Raw genomic sequence first — 25,085 nt, 5'->3', positions numbered from 1 at the left:
GAAAAATGGGGTGGGGGGAACTAATGACCGCCCACCCTTCTTACTATATAGTTAAAAAGGTCTGAAAGTATAGTTAATGAAAAGCTGGACATCGTATTTCTATAGTATCGTTTTTGCCTTATTGGTTTCTGTTGGAGCCTCTGCCCAGGTGATTTCTCCGCCGGATTGGGACATTTCCCTTTCTTCAGGAGAAATAGAACCGGGCCAGGAAGTGGAGTTGGTGTTGAAGGTTAGCATCCCCAATGGCTGGTATGTATATACCAACGATTTCGACGAGGACTTGGGGCCGCTACTGACCATCCTAAAACTGGAGGCTGATGAGAAGGTGACCTTGCAGGGTACCCTGCGGGCCATTGACCACAAAACAAAATACGACGAAGTCTGGGAGGGCGACGTAAACTACTTCGACAAGCAGGGTGAATACCGACAGACTTTGCTAATCGAAGGTTCTGTAGGCGTATTGAAAGGAACGGTGGAGTATCAGATGTGTTCCGACGTTACCAATCAGTGTATCAGTTACGACGAGGACTTTGAAATTGTCATTGATGCCGCTGCATTGCAGGCTGCTGGTCCCGAGGATCAGGAAAGTGGCTTTACCGCCTTCCTCCCAGAGGACGAAGAAGAAAAACAATCCCTCCTAGGGTTTATGGTGGTGGCCTTTTTGGCCGGATTGGCGGCATTGCTGACTCCTTGCGTGTTTCCCATGATTCCCATGACCGTCACGTTTTTTACGGGAAGGGGAACATCCAAAGTAGCCAGTATTCGAAATGCATTTATTTACGGATTCTCCATCATCGCTATCTACACGATTGCCGGTACCGCCGTCGCTGCCATCCAAGGGCCCGAATTTGCCAACTGGCTCAGTACCCATTGGATTCCGAATATTTTCTTTACGCTCGTATTTATTTTCTTTGCCTTTGCGTTTTTAGGACTGTTCGAGATCAATCTCCCTACTGGTTTTGTGAATAAAATAGATGCTAAGGCAGACAAAGGAGGCTTAACAGGCATTTTTTTCATGGCCTTCACGTTGGTGTTGGTATCCTTTAGCTGCACCGGCCCCATTGTAGGCTCCATATTGATTAGCTCTGCTGGCGGGGAATTGCTCAAGCCCATTGCAGGGATGTTTGCTTTTTCGCTGGCCTTTGCACTTCCGTTTACATTATTTGCGATCTTCCCAGAGTGGCTAAACTCCCTACCTAAGTCAGGTGGTTGGCTAAACTCTGTGAAAGTAGTATTGGGCTTTTTAGAACTTGCCCTTGCGTTCAAGTTCCTCAGCATTGCCGATCAGGTGTATCACTGGGGCATATTGGATAGAGAGATCTACCTGGCCATTTGGATTGTCATTTTCTCCTTGATGGGTCTATACCTGCTGGGCAAGATCCGGCTGCGCCACGACAGTCCCTTGGAGTACTTAGGGGTACCCCGGCTAATGCTGGCTATTGCCACCTTTGTATTTGTGGTGTACCTGATTCCAGGGATGTGGGGCGCACCACTTAAAGGACTTAGCGGATACCTGCCCCCCATGTCTTCCCACGACTTTGATTTGGTAAGTTATTCCAGGCAGGGAGGAGAAACCAACGGAGCTAGCCTCGACGAGGTGCCCAAGTATGCTGATTTCCTGCACTTTCCCCATGGGATTCAGGGATATTTCGATTACGATCAGGCGTTGGCTGCGGCAAAGCGGCAGAACAAGCCGCTGTTCATTGACTTTACCGGTCACGGCTGTGTGAATTGTCGGGAAATGGAAGCACGGGTTTGGTCTGACCCCGGCGTCCTTAAGCGCCTCAAGGAGGATTTTGTCGTCGTTGCCCTGTACATCGATGAGCGGTATGAGCTACCCGAGTCCCAGTGGTATACTTCCAGCTACGACGGTAAGGTAAAAAAGACCATTGGCAAGCAAAATGCGGATTTTCAGATTACACGTTTTGACAACAACGCCCAGCCTTATTACGTCATCCTGGATCACGGGGAAGTTCCATTGGCCAAACCAAGGGCCTACGACACTTCAATTACCCGGTTTATTGAGTTTTTGGACGGAGCCAAAGCGGCGTTTGAGCGAAAGATGTAAGGTTGGGATCGAAGCGATTCGGATTTTTTTCGGGGCTTTGCTACCTTGAGGGACTGATTGATTCCTTAATTTTCCAGCTATGAACCGAAAATTGCCCCTTTTACAAATAGCTCCCACCAAGCGTCACCTAATCACTTCAGAGGGAGCGCCGTTTTTTTGGTTGGGAGATACCGCCTGGGAATTGTTTCACCGCTTGAATAAGCAAGAGGTGGTCCGGTACCTCGATGACCGGGCTAGTAAAGGCTACACCATTATCCAAGCGGTCATTCTCGCCGAACTTGAGGGTCTGACGGTGCCCAATGCCTTGGGTGATTTACCTCTACTGGAGTTGGATCCCACCCGGCCCAATGAGCCCTACTTTGCCTTTGTGGATTTTGTTTTGGAGGAGGCCGCACAGCGGGGCATCTACATCGGGCTTTTGCCTACCTGGGGGGATAAGTACAACAAGGCTTGGGGAGTAGGTCCAGAGATCTTCACACCGGACAATGCTTTTCAGTACGGGAAATTCTTGGGAGAGCGATACAAGGAAGTGCCGAATATTGTATGGGTAATGGGTGGAGACCGTCTGCCGGCAGACGAGGAAGATTACCGCGTCGTGTGCCGGATGTCGGAGGGGATTCGTGCCGGGGGAGCTCTCCACTTGATGACCATGCATCCCAAAGGTGGCCATATTTCCAGCCTGATCTATGGCAAGGAAGAATGGCTGCAGATAGATATGTTTCAGTCCCTGCACATGAAGGGCTGCAAAGAATATCGATATGTGCGTAAGGCGCGAAGGTCAATACCTCCCCGGCCCATAATTGACGGTGAACCGGGCTATGAAAATATTCCCAATTTTTTGAATAAATGGCAAAAGCACCGACTGAATGATTTCGATGTCAGGCGTGCGGCCTACTGGAGCATGCTGAGCGGTGCAGCGGGGCATACCTACGGATGCAACGAGATTTGGCAGATGCATGCAGCAGGACGTGAACCCCAACACCGTGCCGATCGCTCTTGGGCAGCCGCGATGCAGCTTCCCGGAGCCGCACAGATGGGATATATGAAGTCCTTCTTCGAGCGGCTTCCATGGCAGCGACTCCTGCCCGATCAGACATTTTTGGGAGGCTTTAATTGGCCAACCGGGGGATACCGGGTAGCTATGGTGGATGAAAAGCGTCTCTTTGCGATTGTCTATACGCCGGAGGGAAAACCCATTGACGCAAAGCTTGGAACCCTAAAAGCTCAAAAAATTAAGGCTTATTGGTTTGACCCCGCAACAGGCACATACCTGAAAGCTGGTGAGTCCCTCCCTCCGAAGAAACACCGTTTTCGACCCAACCTATCCGGATCGGCAAGCCCCGATCGGGTATTGTTGTTGATGGAAGAGGATTTTGCCTCCCAATGCGGATTTTAGGGGGCTAGTTCGCCTTTTTGTTTTGGAAGCCGGTTTTTGGATGTGGATAATTTTGTGGAAAACTACCCAAAAACCGGTTCAACCACCTGTGGTGCAGTGGTCTTTGAGGCTCAGACCTTGCCAAATGCCGACAATACCAGCCGGCGGCTTCCGCCATGGTCCCTGAACTCCCCGAGGTAGATGCCCTGCCAAGTTCCGAGGTTTAATCGCCCTGTTGTGATGGGAAGCTGTACAGAGCAACCAAAAATACTGCTTTTAATGTGTGCAGGCATATCATCCGGGCCTTCGTAGGTATGGATAAAATGAGGGTAGCTCTCCGGTACCAAGTCGTTGGTGAATCGGTTGAAGTCTTTGCGGACGGTGGGGTCTGCATTTTCATTGATCGTCAGCCCGGCGGAGGTATGTTGGATAAAGACCTGTAGGGTTCCCATCTTCAGGTTTTTGATTTCGGGAAAGTTATCCACAATCTGATCGGTTATCAGGTGAAAGCCTCTCGGAAAAGGCGGCAATCGGAGTTCGCGTTGGTAAAATTCCATGGAGATCTGTTTACTTCAAGTCGATAACATACAGCGTTACCGCAAATTTAATTATCTTTAACAGAACAAATTTTTGCAAACTAACACAAAAACCCATGATCAGAAAAACTATGATTCTCGGATCGCTGATGATCCTCGCGTTGATCACCGGTTTCAATCCGGTTCAGGCCCAAACGGTGCCCGTATTGTCATTGGCCGACGCACAGAAAATCTCCGATGCGGCTGAGGCGAGGGCAAGGCAGGACAACTGGAATGTTGTCATCGCTATCCTAGATGCAGGAGGGCACTTGGTCGCCTTGCGTAGAATGGATGGAACACAGATAGGAAGTGTGGATGTAGCCCAGAAAAAGGCTGAAACCGCCGTTAAGTTCAAGCGAGCTACGAAAGTTTTTGAGGAATCGGTAAAAGCCGGCAATGTACACATCTTGGCGCTGGGAGTGACGCCGGTAGAGGGTGGAGTTCCCATCATGCGGGACGGGCACGTCATTGGCTCCATTGGAGTAAGTGGTGTCACCTCGGTTCAGGACGGCATCATTGCCGCGGCTGGGCTAGACGCCATCAAATAGCCACCGCCATTTCGGCTTCCTAGGCCCGGTTTTGTTTTAAACTCTGGCCACCTGTTCTATGTTGGTTTTATACCTAAGCAAAAGGGTATGCTGTCCCAAAAGGTTCCTTCTGGCCTGAGGGACAGCTTCCATTTACTCCTATCTATGATTACAAACAAAGAGATCCCCTCTAAACTCCCCTATGCGGGCACAACCATTTTTACGGTGATGTCCAAGCTCGCGACCGATGAAAAAGCACTTAACCTATCGCAGGGCTTCCCTAGTTTCGACTGTGCACCCCAATTGACCGATTTGGTGGCCGATTACATGCGCAGGGGCTTCAATCAGTACGCTCCGATGAGTGGGGTCCCCGCCCTCAAGGAGCAACTCGCAGAAAAGACCTCCCGGGTATATGGTGTAGATTATCATCCCGAGGAGGAGGTGACCATCGTGTCCGGTGCTACTGAGGCGATTTTCTGTGCCGTTACTGCCGTGGTTCAGCCTGGGGATGAGGTGATTCTCTTTGAACCGGCCTACGACAGTTACCGCCCGGCGATTGACCTAAGCGGAGGTGTTCCGGTGTATATCCGTTTACAAGCACCGGATTTTCAGATAGACTGGGAGGAGGTTCGGGCAAAAATCACCGATAAAACCAAGGCGATTATGGTCAACACGCCGCACAACCCCGTGGGAACGGTCTTCAGTAGACAGGATCTGGATCAATTGGCCAATTTGGTCCAAGACAGGGAGATTTACATCGTTAGCGATGAAGTGTATGAACACATCGTCTTTGATGGGGAGAAGCACCATTCCATGATGACCCATCCGGTTTTGAAGGAGCGTAGTTTTGTGTGCGGATCCTTTGGTAAAACGTACCACGTCACGGGGTGGAAGATTGGTTATTGCCTGGCCCCCAAATCTCTGTCGGCCGAGTTTCGGAGGATCCATCAGTTTATCACTTTTAGCACACCGACACCGCTACAATATGCGCTTGCAGACTTTTTAAAGTTCCCGGAGCACTACGAGGAGCTTTCAGCTTTTTACCAACGAAAAAGGGATCGCTTCAACGCAGCGATAGCGGCATCCCGGTTTACGTTTCAACCCTCTAAGGGTAGTTTTTTTCAGATAGTATCCTACGAAAAGATCACAGAGGAGCACGATTATGATTTGGCCGTTCGATTGACCAAAGAAATCAAAGTTGCTTCCATTCCCGTTTCGGTTTTTTATCAAGACCGGAGAGACGATAAGTTGCTGCGGTTTTGCTTCGCAAAAGACGACGACATGTTGGATAGGGCCGGGGAGATACTTTGTAAATTGTAAGATTTCCGTTAACTTTATCCTTCAAATTATAAGCTTTAGGGGTGTCCCAAACCGGGGCTGAGATCATACCCTTTGAACCTGACACGGGTCATGCCGGCGAAGGAAAAAGTTTCTGCCTCCATGTGATGGGCAGCTCCTAAAGTTTTTTAACCTTATCTCAGGAGCTGATGAACAACCAACTTGAAAAATTACGCGAAACCGCACCCTTGGTGCACAGCATTACCAATTACGTGGTGATGAACAACACGGCCAATGCGTTGCTGGCTATCGGTGCGTCCCCCATTATGGCCCATGCCCAGAAGGAGGTGGCCGATATGGTACACATCGTTCATGCGTTGGTGGTGAACATAGGAACGCTGGATGAATATTGGGTGGAAAGCATGGCGCTTGCCTCACAGCGAGCCCTGGAACTGGGGAAGCCTTGGGTACTAGACCCAGTAGGTGCTGGAGCCACGCCTTACCGCAACGAAACACTGCGGCACTTGATCGGATTTAAGCCGACGGTAATACGCGGAAATGCCTCCGAGATTCTTTCTCTTGCTAACGTGGCCGTTGCCTCCCGTGGTGTAGATAGCGCCAATCAGTCCGAAGAAGCCTTGGAGGCGGGGAAGCAGCTGGCGACCCAATTGGGCTGCGTGGTATGTATTTCCGGCGCAACGGATTATATCATGGATGCTACCCGCGTGGCAAGTGTCGGAAACGGTCATGAGTGGATGCCGAAGATTACCGGTATGGGCTGCACCGCCTCGGTGATGGTAGGGGCCTTTCTGGGGGTAGAAAAGGATCCCTTTGAGGCCACCTTGGCTGCCATGACCGTTATGGGCGTAGCCGGAGAGCTAGCTGCGCAAGAGGCGGCTGGTCCCGGTAGTCTGCAAATGCATTTTTACGATGCCTTATTTTCCTTAACCGACAAGCAATTGGTAGACATGGCCAAGGTTACCCGAAATGCAACATCCTGATTTTCCCTACAGACTTTACCTGGTAACGGACGAGGCAGCGTGCTTGGGCAGGGATTTTTTCTGGGTGTTGGAGGAGTCGTTGAAAGGTGGCGTGCAGTTGGTTCAGCTCCGGGAGAAAAGTCTGGGCGTGCAGTCCTTTGTTGAAAAGGCACTGCGCACCAAAGAGATCTGCGAGAAGTACGGGGTCCCCCTTATTATCAACGACGCGGCAGATGTTGTTCGGGTGATTGGTGCTCACGGACTGCATTTGGGTCAGCAGGACCTCCCTGTGGAGCTGGCGATGCAGCGTCTGGGATCCCATTTGCCCATCGGTCTTTCGCTAGACCGCAAAGAAAATCTAACCGAACCGGGTGCAGATGAGGCTTGGTACTTTGGGGTAAGTCCCATTTATCCTACCCCAACCAAGCCGGATACCTACGATGCGTGGGGTTTGGAAGGACTGCGCTGGTTAAGAAATCACACGGCCAAGCCACTGGTGGCCATCGGCAATATCAAAACATCCAATGCAGCCAGTGTAATGGCCCATGGGGCAGATTGTCTCGCCGTGGTGTCAGGCATTTGCAGTGCCGAGAGTCCGGCAAAGGCCGCCGAATCATTTTTACGTGAGATCGAAAAAGGAATTAACGAATTGTAAATGGTAAAGAGATATAAAAGCGTTTTGACTATCGCCGGCTCCGATAGTGGAGGCGGCGCAGGTATACAAGCGGACATAAAGACGATTTCCGCGCTAGGCTGCTACGCAACGTCGGTGATCACCGCGGTGACTGCGCAAAATACGGTAGGAGTAAGAGCTATCCACCCCATACCCATTGACGTGATCAAGGCCCAGTTGGATGCGGTGATGGAGGATATTCTGCCGGATGCGATCAAGATTGGGATGTTAGATCGGCCGGCGGTTGTGCAGCTGGTAGCCGATTGCCTGGATGCTTATCCGGATATACCTGTAGTGCTGGATCCAGTGATGGTGGCTACCAGTGGTGACAGACTGATCGCCAAGGAAACGGTGTCGACGTTGGTTGACTTGCTTTTTCCCCGCGCAGCACTAGTCACGCCAAATTTGGATGAGGCGGCTTTGTTGATCAAACGACCTATTCGGGAGAAGAACGAATTGCTGGAGGCTGCTTTAGATATTTTTGATCAGGGAGCAAACGGGGTATTGGTGAAGGGAGGTCACCTCAAGGGCGAGGTGGCCGCTGACCTATTGCTCTGGGGATATAATCGGCACCGGCTGTTTGAGAAACCTTTTATCCAGACCCAAAACGGGCATGGTACCGGCTGTACCCTTTCCTCTGCTATTGCAGTGGAGTTGGCCCTAGGAGCCGATTTGGAGCTAGCAGTGGCCCAGGCTTCGGAATACGTCTGGCAGGCCTTGTATGCCGGAAAGGACGTGGTCACCGGAAGGGGCCAAGGGCCATTAAATCATTTTCACACACCTATCAAATTGACTAGTTATGAGTTGGACAGCTAGGGCTTGGGAGCAGGCAGCTCCGCTTTATGAAAAAATACTCGCCATGCCCTTTAATCAGGAGCTGATGAAAGGTACGTTGCCCTTAGAAAAATTCAAGTTTTACATGGCACAGGATGCCTTTTACCTAAGAGAATTTGGAAGAGCATTGGCCATTATAGGGGGGAGGCTTACCGAAAGGGAGCATACACTGGCTTTCAGCGAGTTTGCTTCCGGGGCTATTGTGGTCGAGCGTGCCTTGCATACCGGTTACTTCAAGACTTTTGGAGTGGATGAGAAAGGCATACAGCCCTCGCCCACCTGCATGCTGTATACCAGCTACTTGCTGTCCAAGGCAGCGATCGCACCGGTAGAGGAAGCAGTGGCGGCTGTGTTGCCCTGTTTTTGGATCTATCAAAAGGTGGGTGACCATATCTTCGCCCATCAGGATGCTAGTGGGAATAATCCGTATCGGGAGTGGATCGACACCTATGCGGGTGAGGCCTTTGCCACCTCGGTGAGGAAAGCACTGGCCATTTCAGACGAGCTGGCGGAGCTGGCCCCGTCGGCTAGACTGGTCGAGATGACCGAGGCGTTCTTGATGGCCACGAGGCTTGAATGGATGTTCTGGGATTCGGCCTACAGACTGGAAGCGTGGGAGCTATAAACCGAGCCAATCCAAATACCTTAAAAAAGTAGGGCGTTTCTGGGCTGCTAGCCGATATTTCCTTAATTTTAGCTACTACTAATACGAGAGAAAACAAGAATTACCTATGTTAAAGTTGGGATTTGTTAGCGCCATTCTGGCGGATAAAAGTTTTGAAGAAGTAATGGATTTTGCCTCCGAGCAGGGTTTTGGCTGCGTGGAGATGATGTGTTGGCCCAAAGGGAAGGCTGAGCGACGGTATGCTGGAGTCACCCATGTCGACGTGGATACCTTGGACGAAGAGGCTATCGCCCATATTCAGGCCGTACAGCGCAATAAAAAAGTCTTCATCTCCGGACTGGGATATTACCCCAATCCCATGGATCCTGATGAGGAAAAGGCCGCACTGGCCATCGAACACATCAAAAAGGTGATTACCGCTGCTGCCAAACTGGGCATTCCAGTGATGAACACCTTTGTGGGCCGAAACCCCTCGCGAAATATCCCCGACAACTTGGCTATGTTTGCCGAGCGTTTTCCGGAAATTGTAAAGCATGCCGGTGATCTGGGGGTTAAGGTGGCCATTGAAAACTGCCCCATGTTTTTCACCAACGACGAGTGGCCGGGAGGCAAAAACCTGGCGATTTCCCCAGCGGTTTGGGATCAACTATTTACCATTATTCCCGACGCCCATTTTGGCTTGAATTACGACCCTTCTCACTTGGTTTGGATGCAGATGGATCCCATCCGACCCATCTATGACTACAAGGAGCGGCTTCACCACATCCATTTGAAAGATGTAAAGGTTTACAAGGAAAAGCTGGATCGGGTAGGCATTTTGGCCAATCCCTTGGAGTACCACTCCCCCAAAATCCCCGGACTCGGAGATGTCAATTGGGGTCGTTTCATCGCTGCCCTGACCGATGTAGGGTATCGGGGTGCCTGCTGCATCGAAGTGGAAGATAAGGCCTTTGAAAAATCCCCCGAAGATGTCCGTATGGCCATTCTGACCGCTAGAAATTATTTGAGTCAGTATATCCCCTTGGGGTAGTTTGGTATTAATGAAGGATCCTATGGATAGGATACATGCTACAGATCATATGTCTTCAAATTAAGATTTCTTAACATCTTACTTCCATCCGGGCGTTAAACCAATGGTCATTGCGCTAGTCTAAGTAGTAGATTCAATAAAGGAATCCATACTACTTGCCGATCAGGGCCCGGTTGTGCAAGGAGGAAATAAACGAAGACCCTTAAACAAAAGAAATCATGAAAAAGGTATTGATCATATACGCACTAAGTCTGGGATTCATCGTGCAAAGCTATGCCCAGCAGGGAAACAGACCGGAAAGAACTCCCGAGAAGATGGCCGAACGAATGGCCAGCCAACTGGCTGAGAAACTCGAACTGCAAGATGCGCAAAAACAGCAGGTTTATGAGATCCAACTGCAACACGCAACCGCCCGGAAACAGCGGATGGAGGAAATGCGGAAAGAGATGCAGGCCAATCGGGAAGCCCATCAAGGGCAAATCTCTGCTGTCCTGACTCCACAGCAAAGAGAGAAATGGGAAGAAATGATGCAGCAGCGCAAAGATCGCGCAGACGCTTGGAGAGACCGAGGTGGAGATAGACGGGGCGGACAGCCCATGCACCGAAAGCGAGGCGTTGAAAACGGTCCGAGACGGGGAGGACCACGCGGAAACTCCTAGCAAACTTACCCTTCCGGGACCAAGCAACTGGTCCCGGTTTTTTTTGCCCAGGTATGAAATGAGTAAGCACCGAATCATCGGCAGGTTTTCACAGTAAGTGTGACACCCTATCCGATTTGTTCAATTTTCTGTAACTTTGCCCCATGAAGCAAGCCGTGATTGTCTTTCAGCGGACTCCCGAGCACGGAAAAGTGAAAACCCGCCTCGCAGTAGATATCGGTGAGGAAGATGCCTTGCGTGTATATAAATTTTTGCTTCGGCATACCCACCGTGTGCTGGAAAGCCTCTCGGCCGATATTCATGTTTTTGTGACCGGCGCATGCAGCGACGATTCTTCATCGCCGCCACCTAATTACTATTTTCACAGGCAACAGGGTATAGACTTGGGTGCCCGCATGAACGCTGCTTTTGTCAAGGTTCTTACACTCGGCTACGAGCGGGTAATGATTATCGGTACGGATTGCTACGAGCTATCCTCTGAAATTCTGCGGCAGGCATTCGTCGAGCTTGCCCACAAAGACTTGGTGATAGGTCCCGCCCAGGATGGCGGCTATTACCTGCTGGGATTGACCAAACCCACCCCCCATTTGTTTACAGAAATTCCATGGAGCACCTCCTCGGTTTGCAGTGATACCCTGCGCCGGGCAAAAGAATTGGGCCTGACATGTGGTCTGTTGCCAGTATTGCGCGATGTGGACACGGCCGAAGACCTGGGGGTACTTCGCCAACTGCTTGACCTTGGTAAAAAAATTACTAATTTCGAAAAGTAAACTAAGGGTAAATCCCGCCATGCATGTCATGAAGGAAACGGAAACATTTTCAAGACATGCAAAAGCACTATATCCTCTTTCTTTTTGTGGGTATCCAACTTCTCCAACAGGTCCTTGCAGGTACTGCCTTATGGGCACAGGATACCCAACCGGCACATATTGGTTTGCTCTATCCGCTCAGTACCCAGGGCACGATGTCGCCGAGATACATCAATCGGTTTAGCTTGCACGCCTTAACCGGTGTATCCGGGGGCGAGTCCGGATTTGCTGCCTACGGCCTCACGGGGCTGGTAAAGGGGGATGCTGCCGGCGTACAGATTGCAGGCTTGGTGAATCTCTCCCAGGGGAATCTCCGCGGTGTACAGGTTTCTGGAATATCCAGCCTGGCAGGTACCTGTACTTCCTGCACACAACTAAGCGGGATTGCCAGTATCAACCGGGGACAGTCCACGGTACAGGTATCGGGCATCTACAATCATACCGATTCTGTGGAAGCTTCGCAAATCGCCGGATTGGTCAACGTGGCCACCAAGGTAGATGGCCTACAGGCGGCAGGCATAGCCAACTATGCAGACGCCATTCAGGGTGTGCAGATTGGTGGCCTGCTGAATGTCGCAGATCAGGTACACGGCAGTCAAATCTCTGGGTTGATCAATCGGGCCGGAACGGTAAAAGGTGTCCAAATCGCGGGTCTCATCAATATCGCAGATAGCAGCGCGCATCCCATAGGCATCCTCAATCTCATAAAAAACGGAGAAAAGCGCCTCGGGTGGAGCATCGATGAAAACCTCACCACTGTGGCAAGCTTTCGGTCCGGGGGCCGAAAAACATACGGCATCATCGGCTTGGGCACAAGCTTACAGCACCCGGATCTATCGGTTGCCATAGAGGCAGGGTTAGGCATTACGTTGGCACGGCAAGGGGCGTTCCGGCTAGATGCGGAGGTAAGTAACCTCTACAGCACCAACTTCGCAGGGAGCGAATTTTCCAAAACCGGTATACGGCTGCTGCCTGCCGTTTTGCTTGGCAAGCGGCTACAGGTATATGGAGGCCCAAGCCTCAGCTATACCCATGTGAAGACGTCCCGTAGCTTTGACAGCGGTAGTATATCCCTGTGGAGTAGGACAGGCTACAGAGCGGAACACTCCGTAGATTTAGGTATGACCATCGGTGTTCAGTTTATCTTGTAGCCTTGAGAACTAAAAAAACGTACCTTTCATGCATCTTTGCACATCTCTGAAGGAAGCGTACCCCTTTGGGCAGCTAAAGCAAAATACCTTGGAAGAAAACAGTCCATACGACCCGAGACCGGTATCTATGTTGGATGAGCAAGCCTTTGAAGCTAGCTTTAAGGCACACTTTGGTGCACTACATGCCTATGCCACAACGATCTTAAAGGATTCAGAAGCCGCTGAGGAGGTAGTACAGACCGTTTTTCTGAAATTATGGGAAAAACGAACGGAGCTACAGATTACCGTATCGGTGAAATCCTATCTCTATAAATCCGTTTACTACGACAGTCTCAATGTCCTAAAACACCAGAAAGTACGCCAGCGGCATATGGAAAACAGCCTTCAGGATCAGAAAAACTCCCTTTCATCGGGGCCGTACGGACAAACCCCCGGACAGGAGTCCGAGCTGATGCAGCGAATCCAGGCAGTCTTGGATGACCTCCCCGAAAAGTGTCGGTACGTTTTTCACCTCAGCCGATTTGAAGAGCTCAAATACCACGAAATTGCCGAGCGTTTGGATATATCCATCAAAACGGTGGAAGCTCATATGGGCAAAGCGCTCAAGTCCCTACGGATGGGTCTGAGGGAATTTCTTCCCACGCTTCTTTTAGTACTAAACGCATTGGCTATCCTATGGAAACTGTGAACGAAGAAATCCTGATAAAATACCTGCTGGGCGAATGCGAACCGGAAGAGGAGCAGCGCATTCGGCGCTGGTTGGATCAAGGACCTGAGAACCGGCAAAAATTGGAGACCATCCATTGGATCTGGCGGCAAAGCGAGTCGCTAAAAAACCGCAGCAAGATCGATCCGGAACAGGCCTGGCAACGGTTTTTAGAGCGAAAGGCAGCGGTGAAAACACCCGTTACCCGTTTTATTTGGCGGGGTTCTTGGGCGCGGGTGGCTGCCTCAGTGTGCTTGGCTCTGGGGTTACTGTGGGCCTCAAGCTATTTACTACCCCATCAAGGCAAGGCCTATTTCGGGCAAGTCGCCCTAGAGGCACCGGGCGCTGCCCTCGAAGAGGTGCTTCTCGATGGTTCGAAGGTAACCCTAAATACCGGCGCAAAACTGGCTTATTCCCAACCGTTATTTTCCCGGGAACGGAAGGTTTGGCTGCTGAAAGGCGAGGCCTATTTTGACGTTGCACATGCCGCCGACCGGCCCTTTGTGGTTCACGGCAACAACCTAAGCATCCGGGTGTTAGGTACGGAATTCCACGTGCGTATTGCTGATGGCGACGAGGAGGTTATTCTCGACCGCGGATCGGTACAAGTAGAAAGTGGCGAGAATAAGCTGTTGCTGGAGCCGGGAGAAACAGCCCGTATGGTTGCAGGTCAGACGCTACAGAAAAGCCGCACGATCAGTCAGCTACACAAGTATTATGTCACTAAACATTTTGTAGCAGAGGGTACGCCACTTGCTGATCTGGTAGCCACGATGTCGCAAGCCTATGGACAGGCCATTCGAATCCGAGGAACCGAGCTTGAGCAAACCCCTATTTCCACCACGCTCCCATTTGAATCGCTGCAACAAAACCTAGAGGTACTTAAAGAAACGCTAGGCCTGGAAATCCTGAAAGAGGGAAACCTGATTATCCTCCAATAAGCGTTACTTTTGCAACTCAATAGTACGTTTGTTGGCAATGAGAAATGTTCTCCTATTTCCCAAATTTCAAATGCAGATCATGCTGGGCATTTTCTGGCTTTTTTCCGCGTCCTCTTGGGGACAGGGTTATTTGGACTTGGAGGTTACCGTACGATGGGAACAACACGGATCGATGGCGGAGGTACTCGATCAACTGGAACGGCAGCACGGCTTCTTTTTTTCCTATCCCAGTGCGGCTTTGCCCCCCGAGTTTATTCAAGACTCGGAGCCGTTCTCAGGAAAAATGTACAGGTTGCTTGAATCGGTATTTGGAAGTGAATACGAGTTCAAGGAAATGCCGGGGTATGTCATCGTCCGTTTCGCACCGAAGCGATTGCAGGTGGATACCGAAATAGATCAACGGGGCGGCCAAGCGATAGTAACCGGAACGATCACTCGACAGGATAACGGTGAGCCAGTACAATACGCCAGTGTATACGAACGAAACCAACTTACTTCTACCCTTAGCGACGAAATAGGGAGCTTCGAGCTAAAACTCCGTAGACCTGGGCAAACCATCTGGATCACGCTTAGCAAAGAAGGGTTTCGCGACACTAGCTTCGTGGTATTGCCAACGGTGGACATCAGCGCCCACGCAAAGGGCGGCAGATTACGTTTCCGGCCCGAGAGTGACGCCTCCACAGACCTAGAGCAAAGCCTTTTTGGGCGCTTATTTATTGGGATGCGGCAGCGTCTACAGCGTATCAATTTGGGGGGATTCTTTGGAGAGAGTCCTTACCAAATGTCGCTGGTGCCGGGTATTGGATCTCAGGGGGTATTCGGTAGTCAGATGGTCAATAAATTTTCGCTGAACCTGATCGGGGGCTATTCAGCAGGTACCGAGGGTTTCGAAACAGCCGGTATTTTCAACATCAACCGACTGGATATGAAAGGCGCTCAAATTGCCGGGATCGCGAATCTGGTCGGGGGATCGGTAAGCGGATTTCAAGTAGCCGGTATTCATAACCGGGTATATGGGCAACAAACGGGTTTGCAAGTTTCCGGTATCCACAACCGCTCATATAACCACGCAAGGGGCATTCAGATCGCTGGAGTTATCAACCATTCCGACAGCCTGGTGCAGCATCAACTTGCAGGAATCGCCAATCGAGGCGGACAGGCCACCGGTACCCAAGTAGCCGGAATTGTCAATACGACCGAAGCCCATGGCAGCGTTCAGGTATCCGGAATATCCAATCGAGCCAAGGGGACTGCTAAGGCACAAGTTAGCGGAATCGTAAACCGCGCCACGACAGTAAGCAACTTACAGCTGGGGTTGATCAATATTGCCGACAGCTCCGCCTATCCCATCGGATTGGTCAACTGGGTAAAAACAGGGAGTAAAAGCCTAGCCGTAGGTGTCGATGAGATGGGAGCAGCCCAGTTGACTCTCCGAACAGGCGGAACAAAGCTTTACGGCCTACTGGGGTATGCCCATTTAATCGGAAATCCATATACTCCCCACGCTTACGATATAGGATTTGGGGTTTACTTACTGGAAGCAGGCAACGTGGGGTTGGACATGGAGTGGGTGCATCGAACAGCCACCGACTTCAAGACCGTAACCAATCACTACTCCAGCATGCGGGCCATTCCCCGCCTACGCCTGAACTCCCGGACGACGGTATTTTTAGCCCCTTCGCTGAGCCTCGCGGTACTGGATGATGGGGCTTTCGACCGGTTGAGGGGATGGACCTTTCAGGAATACCACGGCAACACCAACAGCTATTTCCTGTACGCGGGATTATCCGGCGGCTTGATGATCTATTTTTAGGACGATTGCTCTGATCGAAAATAGGTGCCCGCAGTTGCCCAATAATTTCGTGAATCCTTGTAAATTCAGGTGCTCAAACCATCGTGCCTGCATCGTGAAAGCCAAGACCAGTATATTTCTTCTTTTGTTATTTTTCCAATTCCATGCGCTCTGTTTTGGACAGCAAATCAATCCGTTTCATCCCTATACGTTGATTGCCCACCGAGGCGGGGTGGTTGGGCCGGATGCTCCAGAAAATAGCTTGGCTGCACTGGAAACGGCCATCGAACGGGGTTATCAAATGGTGGAAATTGACCTGCGGCTGACGAAAGATAGCGTGTTGATTACCCAGCACGATGCGCATTTTAGAAGGTACTTTAACGTGGACCGGCTGGTCAGTGAGATGACCTGGGAGGAAATACGCCAACTGGAGCATCCTTCCGGATACCGCGTATTGAGGCTGGAGGAAGCCCTCGCCGTATGTGCAGGCAGTATTGACGTCATGCTTGATAATAAGATTTCCGGTTTTGATGAGGGAATTTTCAGGGAGGTTGTGGATTTGCTGGATACCTATAGCCTACGCAAAAATGCCTTGATGATAGGTAGCAGTGAATCCACCGAGTTTTTTACCGGGAAAGTACGGCTAAGCTGTTCGAGGGCCCAACTAGAAGCCAACCGCTCACGGGCTGATTACCGGCCAGACCACTATTATCTTTTCTCCAGGGATATTTCCGCTGACGATGTCGTTTGGGCTGATGAGGAAGGCATCATGGCTGTAGCGGCAATCAATGCCTTTCTATACCCCGAAGCCTCACTCATGGTGACTGCCTTGGAAAAAACAACTGGCATGAAACAGAACGGAGTTCGAATTTTTCAAATCGACGGAATCTTTGAGGAATTTTTCCGGGAGTAACATGTATTCCGCTTAGTAGCGGGGTGATTTTCCTTTTGGTACACTGAGGCTTTGCCAAGGGGTTTCCGAGAGGATCTTTGCCAAGTAAACAATCTGTCCGATATGGGCCGCGTAGTGCGCCAGTTGACGGCTGATTGCGTCTACCACAGTGTGGTCTTTGTGCCCAATCCGCACTATTTTCACCAGGTCTGCCTCCTGAAGCGGTTCTACTGCTGCAAAAAAACAAGCCCATCCTTCCTCCCACTTTTCCCACATCTTGGCTTCAGAATCGAGAAATGGCTCAAATTCGGCATCTCGTTCCCTCCAGGGCTTTTCACCATTGCTTTGCAAAAAATCTGTCCAACGGGACAGCATATTGCCGTTGAGGTGGTTGACTAGCATAGCCACGGAATTGCTATCCTCATTGAACTGGTAGAATAGCTTCTCGGATGGAATTTGGCTCATGGCTTTTTCTCCCATGGCTTTATAATCTCTAAATAGCTGGATGGTGCTTTCCAAATAGGTACCTGTAGTTGACATAGATGTGCGTTTTTCTAAGATCCTTGGTCGATTCGGACGGTGATGCCTGTAGCCTAGAAAAACAACTTTCACCGACCATTCGTTTGGATCTTTGGCAAATACAGGCTAATTCCTTGCTTGTTATGAATGAAAACTTAGTGCGGAACGAGTGGTGAACGATGCCAAAAGAACTGGGTGGAGGTACCATGTACCGGCGTGGTAATAGGATCGAACTGTATCAACTGGAGCAGGGCATAGGACTCTGTGCAAATTTTTAACCGATTGTATTTCATTTTGTTGCGGGGACGGCTTGACCCACGAAGCGGGTTTTCAGTTATTCATAAATAATTCACGTTTTTTAACACCTTAACAAAACAAAACACACTTTTTTTTCGTCTAAGGAACAACTAAACCAAACATTAACTATGAAAAATATCAAGGCACTGCGCAAAGCTATCAGGGTTTTTGAATCCTATGGCATTCCCTTGACCGGAAAACGTAAGGGCGCAAATTTTTACAATGACCTCAAGATGGACAAGGTATTTGTATCTGGTTTGATTTATGAATTGGAGTCCGAATTAAAAAGAGAGTTGGAAGACGAAAAGATCGCCAAAATACAAACCCCCTCTGAGCTTATCGAAACGTTGCTCAGGGCGTCTTGACACCGCGCAGTAGGAATGCCTGTAAAAGACTTAGTGAATGAAACGAAACTATTTTTTCCTATCGATAATCTCCATAGTGGTGATTGGGACCATTCCTTTTATGGGCAGTAAACGAAACGCTGACGAAGTCGGGTATGTCTATAACGAACAGCTACGGACAGTAAACGACCTTCCTGAATGGAAAGGTACACCCAAGGGATCGGATGGCAAATTCCGTAATTTGTACCAACCCTTTGATTCCCGATTTTCAGATTTGCTGAAATGGAAACTATCCCCTAACCCACAGCGAGAAGCGAAAAAGTCTGACAATCGGAAGCTGTCGGTGGAGGCTGCCCATGAGTTGATAAAAGACACAGGAGACTATCTAATTTGGCTGGGTCATGCCAGTTTTTTGATGAAAAAGCAAGGGGTGACTTTTTTGATAGATCCCATCTTGATCGACAATTTTTTCCTGAAAAGGCAATCCGAGATGCCTCTATCCCTATCCGAATTGCCGGAAATCGACTACCTGCTTGTTTCCCACAATCACCGCGACCATTGCGATCAATCTACCGTGGAATACCTTGCATCCCAAAATCCGAAAATGGTGGTGCTTACTGGCCTTGGGATTGGCGAAGTGCTAAGGCCCTGGCTGGAGAGTCATAAGATTCAAGAGGCCGGTTGGTTCCAACAATACGATCTCCCAGACGCTTCCATTCAGGTAGTTTACGTGCCCACGCGGCACTGGTCAAGACGGGGATTGATGGATGAAAACGAAAGTCTTTGGGGTGGATTCTTTTTCCGATTTGCGGATACCTCAGTGTATTTTATGGGAGACAGTGGCTACGGACCTCATTTTAGGGATATCCAAGCAGTGATGGGCAGTCCGGAATATGCACTTATGGGAGTAGGTGCCTTCAAGCCGGAATGGTTTATGCACCAATCCCATATCAGCCCTACAGATGCCATTCGGGTGTTTAATGAGCTAGGGGCAGGGCATTTTTTTCCGATGCATTTTGGCACCTTCGATTTGTCAGATGAACCCCTGATGGAGCCACTGGACATCCTTCTCGAAAATGAAGACAAAATTAGTGGTAAGCTCATTTTTCCTACCATCGGAAAAAATATTTGGTAAAGTTCCGTTAACTTGCGTGCCAGCATACGTTGGTCTGCCAATGCCACGATGTGAATACTTCAACGTCCCATTGGGAATATTTCTTTTACCTCATCTATTTTCACCTTAAAAATCTATTTTAGCATGAGTCAGCTAGTCATCGACAGTTACGAGGGTTTCTTAGCCTACGTAGGCCAAGATTTAGGCGTATCGGAATACCATAAAGTCACACAAGAGCAAGTTAACTTATTCGCGGACGCTACGCTGGATCATCAGTGGATTCACATCGATCCCAAACGGGCCAAGGAGGAAGGCGCATTCGGGGGAACCATTGCACATGGCTACCTCACCCTGTCACTAGTACCTTACTTATGGGATCAGATTGTGACGGTGAAAAACCTCAAGATGATGGTCAACTATGGCATCGAAAACCTGCGGTTTGCCAACCCCGTCAAAGTGAACGACGAAATCCGGATGCACGCCTCACTAGCCAATATCAGTGATCTGCGGGGCACCATCAAAACGGAAATGAAGGTCAAAATTGAAATAAAAGGCGAGAAAAAACCTGCTCTCGCGGCAAACTTGATATTTCTGTACCACTTTCTATAACCTGAAAATCGCCTGTCCCATCGAAGGAACAGGCGATTGTCTTTCCCGCCACCGGTTAGTCTAATCGGTTTCGTTCTTCTGCACTTCCACTTCGCTGCGACACCCTGAAATTTTCTCCCTGCGAAAATTTCCACCGAATTCCCAGACGTACGGACTGTATATTATTGTATTGGGCCACATCTGTATTGATCTGGTCAAACAGAATATTTCCGGTAAATCTTTGGCTTCTAAGCAGGTCCGTTCCGTTTAGGCTGACACTCCACTGATCGTCTTTGAAGCTTTTGGTCACACCGGCATCCAGCCAGGCCACCGGGTTTAGCACCATCTGACCAAAGCGGTTTTTGCTTAAGTACATGCCCACTACTTCCACTTTCCAGCCCTTGGTAAGTGACAGGTTGTGCTGTGTTCTAGCCATCAGTGACACCTGACTTACGTCCAGCATTTCACTTCCCAATTGAGACTGAAACGTGTTGTTACTGACTTGCAGCGTATGATTGGTTGTGTACCATGGCGCGAATTCTACAGGTACGATCAGCCGGAGATTCAGGTTGGTCGTCACGTCCAGGTTTTGGATCTGAATGGCCGTTCTGCGGGTTTCGTCATCCTGTACCATGATCTGCCCAAAGGCATTTTCCGTCCTCGAGTATCCCAAGCTGACCTGATACATGCCTTTGATCGTATGGTTCATCTCCAGGTTGGTCGCATACTGAGGGGTCAGATTGGGGTTTCCCTGCTCCACGGTCAATGGGTCTATGTAAAAGATAAACGGATTCAACAAACGGTAGTTTGGACGCGTAATCCGCCTATTGACGGTGTAACCAATCTGGTAGTTATCGCTTACCTTCTGTTGCAAGCTGACACTGGGGAAGAAGTCCAGGTATTGCTGTGCATTTTTTCGGTTCATGGTAACACTGTTACCCAGGATATCGGAGTATTCCATCCTAAGACCTGCCTGAAGGTCCAGTTTGCTTCCTACCTTAGTTTTGTAATTGCCATACCCCGCCAATACCTGCTCGTGATAGATAAATCGATTGCTGTTGGGATCCGGTTCGAAGCCGCCTTCTTCTTCACTCTTGGCAATCTGCAGGTCATTGTCTGACTTTACCCAGCTACCCTTTACCCCCAACTCAAGCGTACGCCCCTTTTTCAACGGCTTGGTAAAATCTACTTTGGAAGTCAAGATGGTATAGGTCATCTCGTTGCCGGTCAAAATCCGATTCAAATTGCCTGATTCAAACTGATCGTCTGTCCAGTAACGATTGGTCAATAGACTGAGGCTGCCTGCGTCCATAAGCGTAAAATCCAGGTCGGAAGTCAGCTTGGTACCCAAGGTGTCCAGTGCACCTACGTAGTGTAGGTTTACAAAGTACCTGGAATTATCCGAGTGGCTGTCATTGATGGCTCTTAGGTGCTGAATGGCTGAATTCGTGGGGTTGGAAATCGCCGTATTGGACAAGCCGTCCTCTGTCCCGTCCTGCCTGGAGGCCTGCAAATTTACCCCAACGCTATGCTGCGCATTAATCTGATAATCCGCTCCTCCGTTAAAAAACAGGTTTTTCCGTACCAGCTTTAACCTTGCTACTTGGTCAAATGCAGAAACTCCCTCTGTAACCTGAAACCTTCGAAGGATTTCCAGGTCATTGTACTGCGCCCACTCGTTGTAGTTCAGGTTGCTATTGGTCGTCCACTTTCCTTTCTTCAGGTTAAGGCTTCCGCCCAGATTGGGTGCATAAATCCCGTTGTATCTGCTACCCGCCGTAAGGTTTCCGTGCATGCCGTTCAGATCGTTTTTCTTTAGTCGAAGGTTGATGACACCCGCAGCACCTTCCGCGTCAAATCGAGACGAAGGATTGTTGATCACTTCGATGCTTTTGATATTTTCCGCAGGCATGGCCCGCAGAAAGTTAGCCAAGTCTTCTGCACTCATATAGGTTTGTCGGTCATCGATGAGCACGACTACTCCGCTTCGGCCATTTAGGTTAATGTTGCCATCGCTATCCACAAACACTCCAGGAGATCTTCCGATTACATCTAGGGCGGTGTTTCCCTCTGCTAGGGGTGAACCCTCTACGTTCACGACCGTTTTATCTGCGTCGAACACTACTTGAGCGCGTAGGCCGCTTACGGTCACTTCCGAGAGGGAAGAAAGCTCTTCCTCCAATTTGATAGCTCCCATATCCCGCTTTGCTGTACCATCCAGCGACAGGACTTCGGACTGGAATGTCAGGTATCCGATGCTCGATATCTCCAAATAGGCTTCCCCGGTAAACCCTGCATTCAGGAGGAAGTAGCCCTCTCCATCGGTCACCGTTCCCGTAATCAGGTTATGGGTTGATTTTTCCTTTAAGGCTACATTGACAAACGGAAGAACCTCCCCGTCCACGGTGACCACGGTACCGGTTAAGCTATTGCGGGGTGCCTGTGCAGCGGATTCGCTTAGGCCAAGTAAGTAGGCCAAAAGAGTAAAAAAGAACAATGCAGAAAATTTCATAGTAATGTTGTTAATACATGATTGTTGACCCACCCCTTGAAAAAGCGATGCCAAAACCGAAAAATAGCCGAATGATACTGAAAAACAGCAAGTTAAAAAACAGATCGAAATTTAGACTGTCTCAAAAACGGACAGTATTATTGTCCGATATCAAAAAAAATCCCCTTGACGGAAAGTCAAGGGGACCAGTTATCTTTCATAAACAGTTGATTATTTCGCGGCAGCGTATCGCTTGCTCACTTCTTCCCAATTTACTACAGACCAAAAGGCGCTAATGTAGTCAGGTCTTCTGTTTTGATAATTCAGGTAATACGCGTGTTCCCACACGTCCAATCCCAAAATGGGTGTGCCCTTCACATCGGCGACATCCATCAGCGGGTTGTCTTGGTTCGGTGTAGAGCTAACCTGAAGCTCTCCGGAAGCATCTACACTCAGCCATGCCCAACCGGAACCGAATCGGGTAGCAGCGGCCTTGTTGAATTCTTCTTTTAATTTGTCAAAAGATCCGAACTTCGCATCTATGGCTTTGGCCAGGTCACCGGAGGGGGTGCCACCACCGTTCGGAGAGAGAACTGTCCAAAATAGGGAGTGATTGTAGTGACCACCACCGTTGTTTCGTACTGCTGGAGAAGCGGAAGAAATGCTTTTCATGATGTCCTCCAGGCTCTTATTTGCCAAGTCGGTGCCTTCTACAGCTCCGTTCAGGTTGGTTACGTATGCGTTGTGGTGCTTACCATGGTGGATTTCCATGGTCTTTGCATCGATATGCGGTTCTAGCGCATTAAAGTCGTAGGGTAATGCAGGAAGTTCAAAAGCCATTTTTTTGTTAAAATTTAAGGTGAAACATTGAGTTAATGTGATGGTTGCTAGGTGTACAAAAACCTACTAAGCCAACCACAAATCCTGAAAAATGGTTCTAAAAAGGCTAGGAATCTCTAATTTCTAAGCGATTTGAAAAAGTCCTGCAGCAATTTCTGGGATTCTGCCTCGCACAAGCCACTGCTCACGACCGTCTTAGGATGCAGTACCGGTTCATCCAGCCTGCCATATCCTCTTTTTGGATCCGTTGCTGCATAGTGCAGCTCGCCGAGCTGTGACCAAAAGATAGCCCCCGCACACATCACACACGGTTCCAAGGTCACAAAGAGTCTGCATTCTGGCAGGTATTTAGACCCCAAGGCGCTAAAACCAGCTGTCAACGCCAAGATCTCTGCATGAGCGGTGACGTCTGTAAGGCGCTCTGTTTGGTTATAAGCCCTGGCGATGATCCGGTTTTTACAGACGAGCACTGCTCCTACGGGGACTTCACCTTCCTCAAGGGCGATCTGGGCCTGCTTCAGCGCCTCTCTCATGAAATAGTCATTGGTATAGAGGTCCATACTTCTTCTCAAACGGGGATCTACCAACCTGTAAACAAGGCGAAGATTTCTTTTCTTACGCCTTCATTAATGATCAGGGCCAATATCAGAGATACCAGTAGACCAATACCTGCCTTCACGATGTCATTTTTTGCAAGGCGGTAGGCACGCACCAGCCTCGCCTGTCGCTTCTTCAGCTTCCTGGATTTGGCAAGGGCAATGGCCAGTTCCCGACCGCCTAGCAATCCGATAAATACCCAAGTGGTACTCATCGGCATATTGCTGTACCCCTTGAAGTAGAAAAGGATCACAGCGTAAACCAAATCCACAATAGTAGCTGCCCGTACGTCTGTGACTTTTGTTTTTTCGTTGACGATACCTTGTATTTTATCTCCTTTCAGGTAAAAAAGAAAGCCGAGGCCAAGAAATACAAATCCAGTATAGGCGATAAACTCCCATACGCCCAATGTTCTGGGTAAAAATACGGCGATATTCGCCGCGTCCTGCATGATCCAAACCGCCCATAGCGCGCCGGAAGTAATCCACTGCAAAACATACCAAAATGGCCTGGGCTTTCCCTTCAGGTAGTTTTCCACAAACTTCTCAAGAACAAACCAAACCACGATCGCTCCTACAAAAGCAACCAAGTAGCCGATAAAGCTTTTTTGCATTACACCGATGATCGTACCTGCCTTGTAGGTGAACACGTTGAGCAGTAGGAAGGTAGTAGAAACCGGCATGCGCAGCCTGGTCATCAGTAGCAATACAATAGGGGCTGCAAGCTGCAAGAAAACGAAGTTCTCCGGTGCGCGGTCCAAGCCTTCTACCCGAAGACGCTGATAACTAACATCCCCATCGTACACAATCCAACTGTAGGAGACCGTTCCTACAAATATCAACCCCATAAAAAGCCATAAATAATACCACTTTCGGTTTTGGTTGGAAGCGATAAAGGTTCCAATGGTCTGAATACTGTCGTTGGCAATGGCGGAATATGCAGCAAGGGCAAACCCGAACCACATTGCAGCGTAGGTATAGGGGGTGATGATGCCCGCTATGGACACCAGGATACACATAATCAGTAAGAAGGATTTTTCTTTTTTGCTGAAATCAAAAAGTGAATAGGCGGCCTTTGAGAGGGCATCCTGATTGATATTTTGATCCTTCAATTTGACCATGGCATCGATTGGGGTGGTAGAACGCAGCCACAAAGGTACGTAAGTTTGTAAGAGCTCAATGTTAACAAATTGTTAAGAAAAACAGGAGATCCCAGCTAAAGAACGGGGTCTTTGGCGTCAAAGCAACGAATTTTTATTCCTCGGTTAAAGGTAATGGTTTTTTTTGGGTACCTAAATACCCTACTATCAACAATTTTCGTCCATTCGGACAACACTCAAATTAACATAACCTTCATCTAAAAAAGGTTCATTTGACTTTT

General features: G+C 49.4%; 25 protein-coding genes and 1 riboswitch. Of the genes, 19 read left to right on the top strand and 6 right to left on the bottom strand.

What is annotated here, in order from left to right; genetic code table 11:
* The first annotated feature begins 76 nt into the window (after positions 1–76).
* Positions 77–2,068 (top strand): cytochrome c biogenesis protein CcdA, encoded by a 1,992-nt coding sequence (locus JJU34_RS08455; RefSeq protein WP_228691913.1) that lies wholly within the window; start codon positions 77–79, stop codon positions 2,066–2,068.
* 79 nt (positions 2,069–2,147) lie between these two features.
* Positions 2,148–3,464 (top strand): DUF4038 domain-containing protein, encoded by a 1,317-nt coding sequence (locus tag JJU34_RS08450; protein ID WP_228691912.1) that lies wholly within the window; start codon positions 2,148–2,150, stop codon positions 3,462–3,464.
* Between the two features lie 110 nt (positions 3,465–3,574).
* Here the strand turns inward: JJU34_RS08450 and JJU34_RS08445 are convergent, their stop codons facing one another.
* On the bottom strand, positions 3,575–4,000 hold the full coding sequence (locus JJU34_RS08445; RefSeq protein WP_228691911.1) for a secondary thiamine-phosphate synthase enzyme YjbQ: 426 nt from the start codon (positions 3,998–4,000) through the stop codon (positions 3,575–3,577).
* Between the two features lie 95 nt (positions 4,001–4,095).
* On the opposite strand from JJU34_RS08445, the gene JJU34_RS08440 reads away from it, so the two are divergent.
* From JJU34_RS08440 to JJU34_RS08375, 14 genes are all read left to right on the top strand, one after another.
* Positions 4,096–4,566, top strand: a complete 471-nt coding sequence (locus tag JJU34_RS08440) for a heme-binding protein (RefSeq protein ID WP_228691910.1) — start codon at positions 4,096–4,098, stop codon at positions 4,564–4,566.
* Positions 4,567–4,710: 144 nt separating this feature from the next.
* Complete coding sequence (locus tag JJU34_RS08435) at positions 4,711–5,865, top strand: methionine aminotransferase (RefSeq protein WP_228691909.1); 1,155 nt, start codon at positions 4,711–4,713, stop codon at positions 5,863–5,865.
* Between the two features lie 27 nt (positions 5,866–5,892).
* A riboswitch (TPP riboswitch) is annotated at positions 5,893–5,987 on the top strand.
* 45 nt (positions 5,988–6,032) lie between these two features.
* On the top strand, positions 6,033–6,824 hold the full coding sequence (gene thiM / locus JJU34_RS08430) for a hydroxyethylthiazole kinase (protein WP_228691908.1): 792 nt from the start codon (positions 6,033–6,035) through the stop codon (positions 6,822–6,824).
* A complete protein-coding gene (gene thiE, locus JJU34_RS08425; RefSeq protein WP_228691907.1) occupies positions 6,811–7,458 on the top strand; it encodes a thiamine phosphate synthase in 648 nt (215 codons plus the stop codon). The genes thiM and thiE overlap by 14 nt, the downstream gene beginning before the upstream one ends.
* The gene (gene thiD / locus JJU34_RS08420; RefSeq protein WP_228691906.1) at positions 7,459–8,292 is read left to right on the top strand and encodes a bifunctional hydroxymethylpyrimidine kinase/phosphomethylpyrimidine kinase; all 834 of its coding nucleotides are present in this window, start codon (positions 7,459–7,461) and stop codon (positions 8,290–8,292) included.
* Positions 8,276–8,935 (top strand): thiaminase II, encoded by a 660-nt coding sequence (tenA, locus tag JJU34_RS08415; protein ID WP_228691905.1) that lies wholly within the window; start codon positions 8,276–8,278, stop codon positions 8,933–8,935. Before thiD ends, tenA begins: the two co-directional genes overlap by 17 nt.
* A gap of 106 nt (positions 8,936–9,041) precedes the next feature.
* Positions 9,042–9,965: a sugar phosphate isomerase/epimerase gene (locus tag JJU34_RS08410; RefSeq protein WP_228691904.1), complete on the top strand. Its 924-nt coding sequence runs from the start codon at positions 9,042–9,044 to the stop codon at positions 9,963–9,965.
* A 218-nt stretch (positions 9,966–10,183) separates the two neighbouring features.
* Complete coding sequence (locus tag JJU34_RS08405) at positions 10,184–10,624, top strand: DUF4890 domain-containing protein (protein WP_228691903.1); 441 nt, start codon at positions 10,184–10,186, stop codon at positions 10,622–10,624.
* 143 nt (positions 10,625–10,767) lie between these two features.
* Positions 10,768–11,394 (top strand): TIGR04282 family arsenosugar biosynthesis glycosyltransferase, encoded by a 627-nt coding sequence (locus JJU34_RS08400; protein ID WP_228691902.1) that lies wholly within the window; start codon positions 10,768–10,770, stop codon positions 11,392–11,394.
* A gap of 56 nt (positions 11,395–11,450) precedes the next feature.
* Positions 11,451–12,584 (top strand): hypothetical protein, encoded by a 1,134-nt coding sequence (locus JJU34_RS08395; RefSeq protein ID WP_228691901.1) that lies wholly within the window; start codon positions 11,451–11,453, stop codon positions 12,582–12,584.
* 28 nt (positions 12,585–12,612) lie between these two features.
* Entirely contained in the window at positions 12,613–13,272 is a 660-nt protein-coding gene (locus tag JJU34_RS08390) for an RNA polymerase sigma-70 factor (protein WP_228691900.1), read from the top strand.
* Positions 13,260–14,231, top strand: a complete 972-nt coding sequence (locus JJU34_RS08385) for a FecR domain-containing protein (RefSeq protein WP_228691899.1) — start codon at positions 13,260–13,262, stop codon at positions 14,229–14,231. Before JJU34_RS08390 ends, JJU34_RS08385 begins: the two co-directional genes overlap by 13 nt.
* A gap of 37 nt (positions 14,232–14,268) precedes the next feature.
* Positions 14,269–16,044 carry a carboxypeptidase-like regulatory domain-containing protein gene (locus JJU34_RS08380; RefSeq protein ID WP_228691898.1) on the top strand — a complete coding sequence of 592 codons (1,776 nt, stop codon included), beginning with the start codon at positions 14,269–14,271 and terminating at the stop codon, positions 16,042–16,044.
* Between the two features lie 94 nt (positions 16,045–16,138).
* The gene (locus JJU34_RS08375; RefSeq protein WP_228691897.1) at positions 16,139–16,936 is read left to right on the top strand and encodes a glycerophosphodiester phosphodiesterase family protein; all 798 of its coding nucleotides are present in this window, start codon (positions 16,139–16,141) and stop codon (positions 16,934–16,936) included.
* 12 nt (positions 16,937–16,948) lie between these two features.
* Here the strand turns inward: JJU34_RS08375 and JJU34_RS08370 are convergent, their stop codons facing one another.
* Positions 16,949–17,455, bottom strand: coding sequence for a DUF1572 family protein (locus JJU34_RS08370; RefSeq protein WP_228691896.1), 507 nt, complete (start codon positions 17,453–17,455; stop codon positions 16,949–16,951).
* A 404-nt stretch (positions 17,456–17,859) separates the two neighbouring features.
* Here JJU34_RS08370 and JJU34_RS08365 point away from each other — a divergent pair, with 404 nt between their 5' ends.
* The 3 genes from JJU34_RS08365 (at position 17,860) to JJU34_RS08355 (ending at position 19,798) form a co-directional block, all read left to right on the top strand.
* Complete coding sequence (locus JJU34_RS08365) at positions 17,860–18,096, top strand: acyl carrier protein (RefSeq protein ID WP_228691895.1); 237 nt, start codon at positions 17,860–17,862, stop codon at positions 18,094–18,096.
* Between the two features lie 37 nt (positions 18,097–18,133).
* Positions 18,134–19,210, top strand: a complete 1,077-nt coding sequence (locus JJU34_RS08360; RefSeq protein ID WP_228691894.1) for an MBL fold metallo-hydrolase — start codon at positions 18,134–18,136, stop codon at positions 19,208–19,210.
* Between the two features lie 123 nt (positions 19,211–19,333).
* On the top strand, positions 19,334–19,798 hold the full coding sequence (locus JJU34_RS08355) for a MaoC family dehydratase (RefSeq protein WP_228691893.1): 465 nt from the start codon (positions 19,334–19,336) through the stop codon (positions 19,796–19,798).
* Positions 19,799–19,853: 55 nt separating this feature from the next.
* On the opposite strand, the gene JJU34_RS08350 is transcribed toward JJU34_RS08355, so the two are convergent.
* The 4 genes from JJU34_RS08350 to JJU34_RS08335 all read right to left on the bottom strand — a co-directional run bounded on the left by JJU34_RS08350 (position 19,854) and on the right by JJU34_RS08335 (position 24,825).
* Positions 19,854–22,289 carry an outer membrane beta-barrel protein gene (locus tag JJU34_RS08350; protein WP_228691892.1) on the bottom strand — a complete coding sequence of 812 codons (2,436 nt, stop codon included), beginning with the start codon at positions 22,287–22,289 and terminating at the stop codon, positions 19,854–19,856.
* A 210-nt stretch (positions 22,290–22,499) separates the two neighbouring features.
* Complete coding sequence (locus JJU34_RS08345; protein ID WP_228691891.1) at positions 22,500–23,108, bottom strand: superoxide dismutase; 609 nt, start codon at positions 23,106–23,108, stop codon at positions 22,500–22,502.
* 116 nt (positions 23,109–23,224) lie between these two features.
* Complete coding sequence (locus tag JJU34_RS08340) at positions 23,225–23,668, bottom strand: nucleoside deaminase (RefSeq protein ID WP_228692056.1); 444 nt, start codon at positions 23,666–23,668, stop codon at positions 23,225–23,227.
* A 20-nt stretch (positions 23,669–23,688) separates the two neighbouring features.
* The gene (locus JJU34_RS08335; protein ID WP_228691890.1) at positions 23,689–24,825 is read right to left on the bottom strand and encodes a hypothetical protein; all 1,137 of its coding nucleotides are present in this window, start codon (positions 24,823–24,825) and stop codon (positions 23,689–23,691) included.
* Between the last annotated feature and the right edge of the window lie 260 nt (positions 24,826–25,085).

It is taken from the genome of Lunatimonas sp. (assembly GCF_020832325.1).
In the GTDB taxonomy this organism is placed as follows: Bacteria; Bacteroidota; Bacteroidia; order Cytophagales; family Cyclobacteriaceae; genus Lunatimonas.
Note: the sequence above shows the minus strand (reverse complement) of the source record. Positions and strands in the feature narration are given on the sequence as shown.

Coding starts and splice junctions, on each gene's coding strand:
- JJU34_RS08340 (WP_228692056.1), bottom strand. CDS start 23,668: ATGGACCTCTATACCAATGACTATTTCATGAGAGAGGCGCTGAAGCAG.
- JJU34_RS08435 (WP_228691909.1), top strand. CDS start 4,711: ATGATTACAAACAAAGAGATCCCCTCTAAACTCCCCTATGCGGGCACA.
- JJU34_RS08345 (WP_228691891.1), bottom strand. CDS start 23,108: ATGGCTTTTGAACTTCCTGCATTACCCTACGACTTTAATGCGCTAGAA.
- JJU34_RS08385 (WP_228691899.1), top strand. CDS start 13,260: ATGGAAACTGTGAACGAAGAAATCCTGATAAAATACCTGCTGGGCGAA.
- JJU34_RS08380 (WP_228691898.1), top strand. CDS start 14,269: ATGAGAAATGTTCTCCTATTTCCCAAATTTCAAATGCAGATCATGCTG.
- JJU34_RS08440 (WP_228691910.1), top strand. CDS start 4,096: ATGATCAGAAAAACTATGATTCTCGGATCGCTGATGATCCTCGCGTTG.
- JJU34_RS08455 (WP_228691913.1), top strand. CDS start 77: ATGAAAAGCTGGACATCGTATTTCTATAGTATCGTTTTTGCCTTATTG.
- JJU34_RS08355 (WP_228691893.1), top strand. CDS start 19,334: ATGAGTCAGCTAGTCATCGACAGTTACGAGGGTTTCTTAGCCTACGTA.
- JJU34_RS08390 (WP_228691900.1), top strand. CDS start 12,613: ATGCATCTTTGCACATCTCTGAAGGAAGCGTACCCCTTTGGGCAGCTA.
- JJU34_RS08405 (WP_228691903.1), top strand. CDS start 10,184: ATGAAAAAGGTATTGATCATATACGCACTAAGTCTGGGATTCATCGTG.
- JJU34_RS08445 (WP_228691911.1), bottom strand. CDS start 4,000: ATGGAATTTTACCAACGCGAACTCCGATTGCCGCCTTTTCCGAGAGGC.
- JJU34_RS08450 (WP_228691912.1), top strand. CDS start 2,148: ATGAACCGAAAATTGCCCCTTTTACAAATAGCTCCCACCAAGCGTCAC.
- JJU34_RS08335 (WP_228691890.1), bottom strand. CDS start 24,825: ATGGTCAAATTGAAGGATCAAAATATCAATCAGGATGCCCTCTCAAAG.
- JJU34_RS08370 (WP_228691896.1), bottom strand. CDS start 17,455: ATGTCAACTACAGGTACCTATTTGGAAAGCACCATCCAGCTATTTAGA.
- JJU34_RS08410 (WP_228691904.1), top strand. CDS start 9,042: ATGTTAAAGTTGGGATTTGTTAGCGCCATTCTGGCGGATAAAAGTTTT.
- tenA (WP_228691905.1), top strand. CDS start 8,276: ATGAGTTGGACAGCTAGGGCTTGGGAGCAGGCAGCTCCGCTTTATGAA.
- JJU34_RS08350 (WP_228691892.1), bottom strand. CDS start 22,289: ATGAAATTTTCTGCATTGTTCTTTTTTACTCTTTTGGCCTACTTACTT.
- JJU34_RS08400 (WP_228691902.1), top strand. CDS start 10,768: ATGAAGCAAGCCGTGATTGTCTTTCAGCGGACTCCCGAGCACGGAAAA.
- JJU34_RS08365 (WP_228691895.1), top strand. CDS start 17,860: ATGAAAAATATCAAGGCACTGCGCAAAGCTATCAGGGTTTTTGAATCC.
- JJU34_RS08360 (WP_228691894.1), top strand. CDS start 18,134: ATGAAACGAAACTATTTTTTCCTATCGATAATCTCCATAGTGGTGATT.
- thiM (WP_228691908.1), top strand. CDS start 6,033: ATGAACAACCAACTTGAAAAATTACGCGAAACCGCACCCTTGGTGCAC.
- thiD (WP_228691906.1), top strand. CDS start 7,459: ATGGTAAAGAGATATAAAAGCGTTTTGACTATCGCCGGCTCCGATAGT.
- JJU34_RS08395 (WP_228691901.1), top strand. CDS start 11,451: ATGCAAAAGCACTATATCCTCTTTCTTTTTGTGGGTATCCAACTTCTC.
- thiE (WP_228691907.1), top strand. CDS start 6,811: ATGCAACATCCTGATTTTCCCTACAGACTTTACCTGGTAACGGACGAG.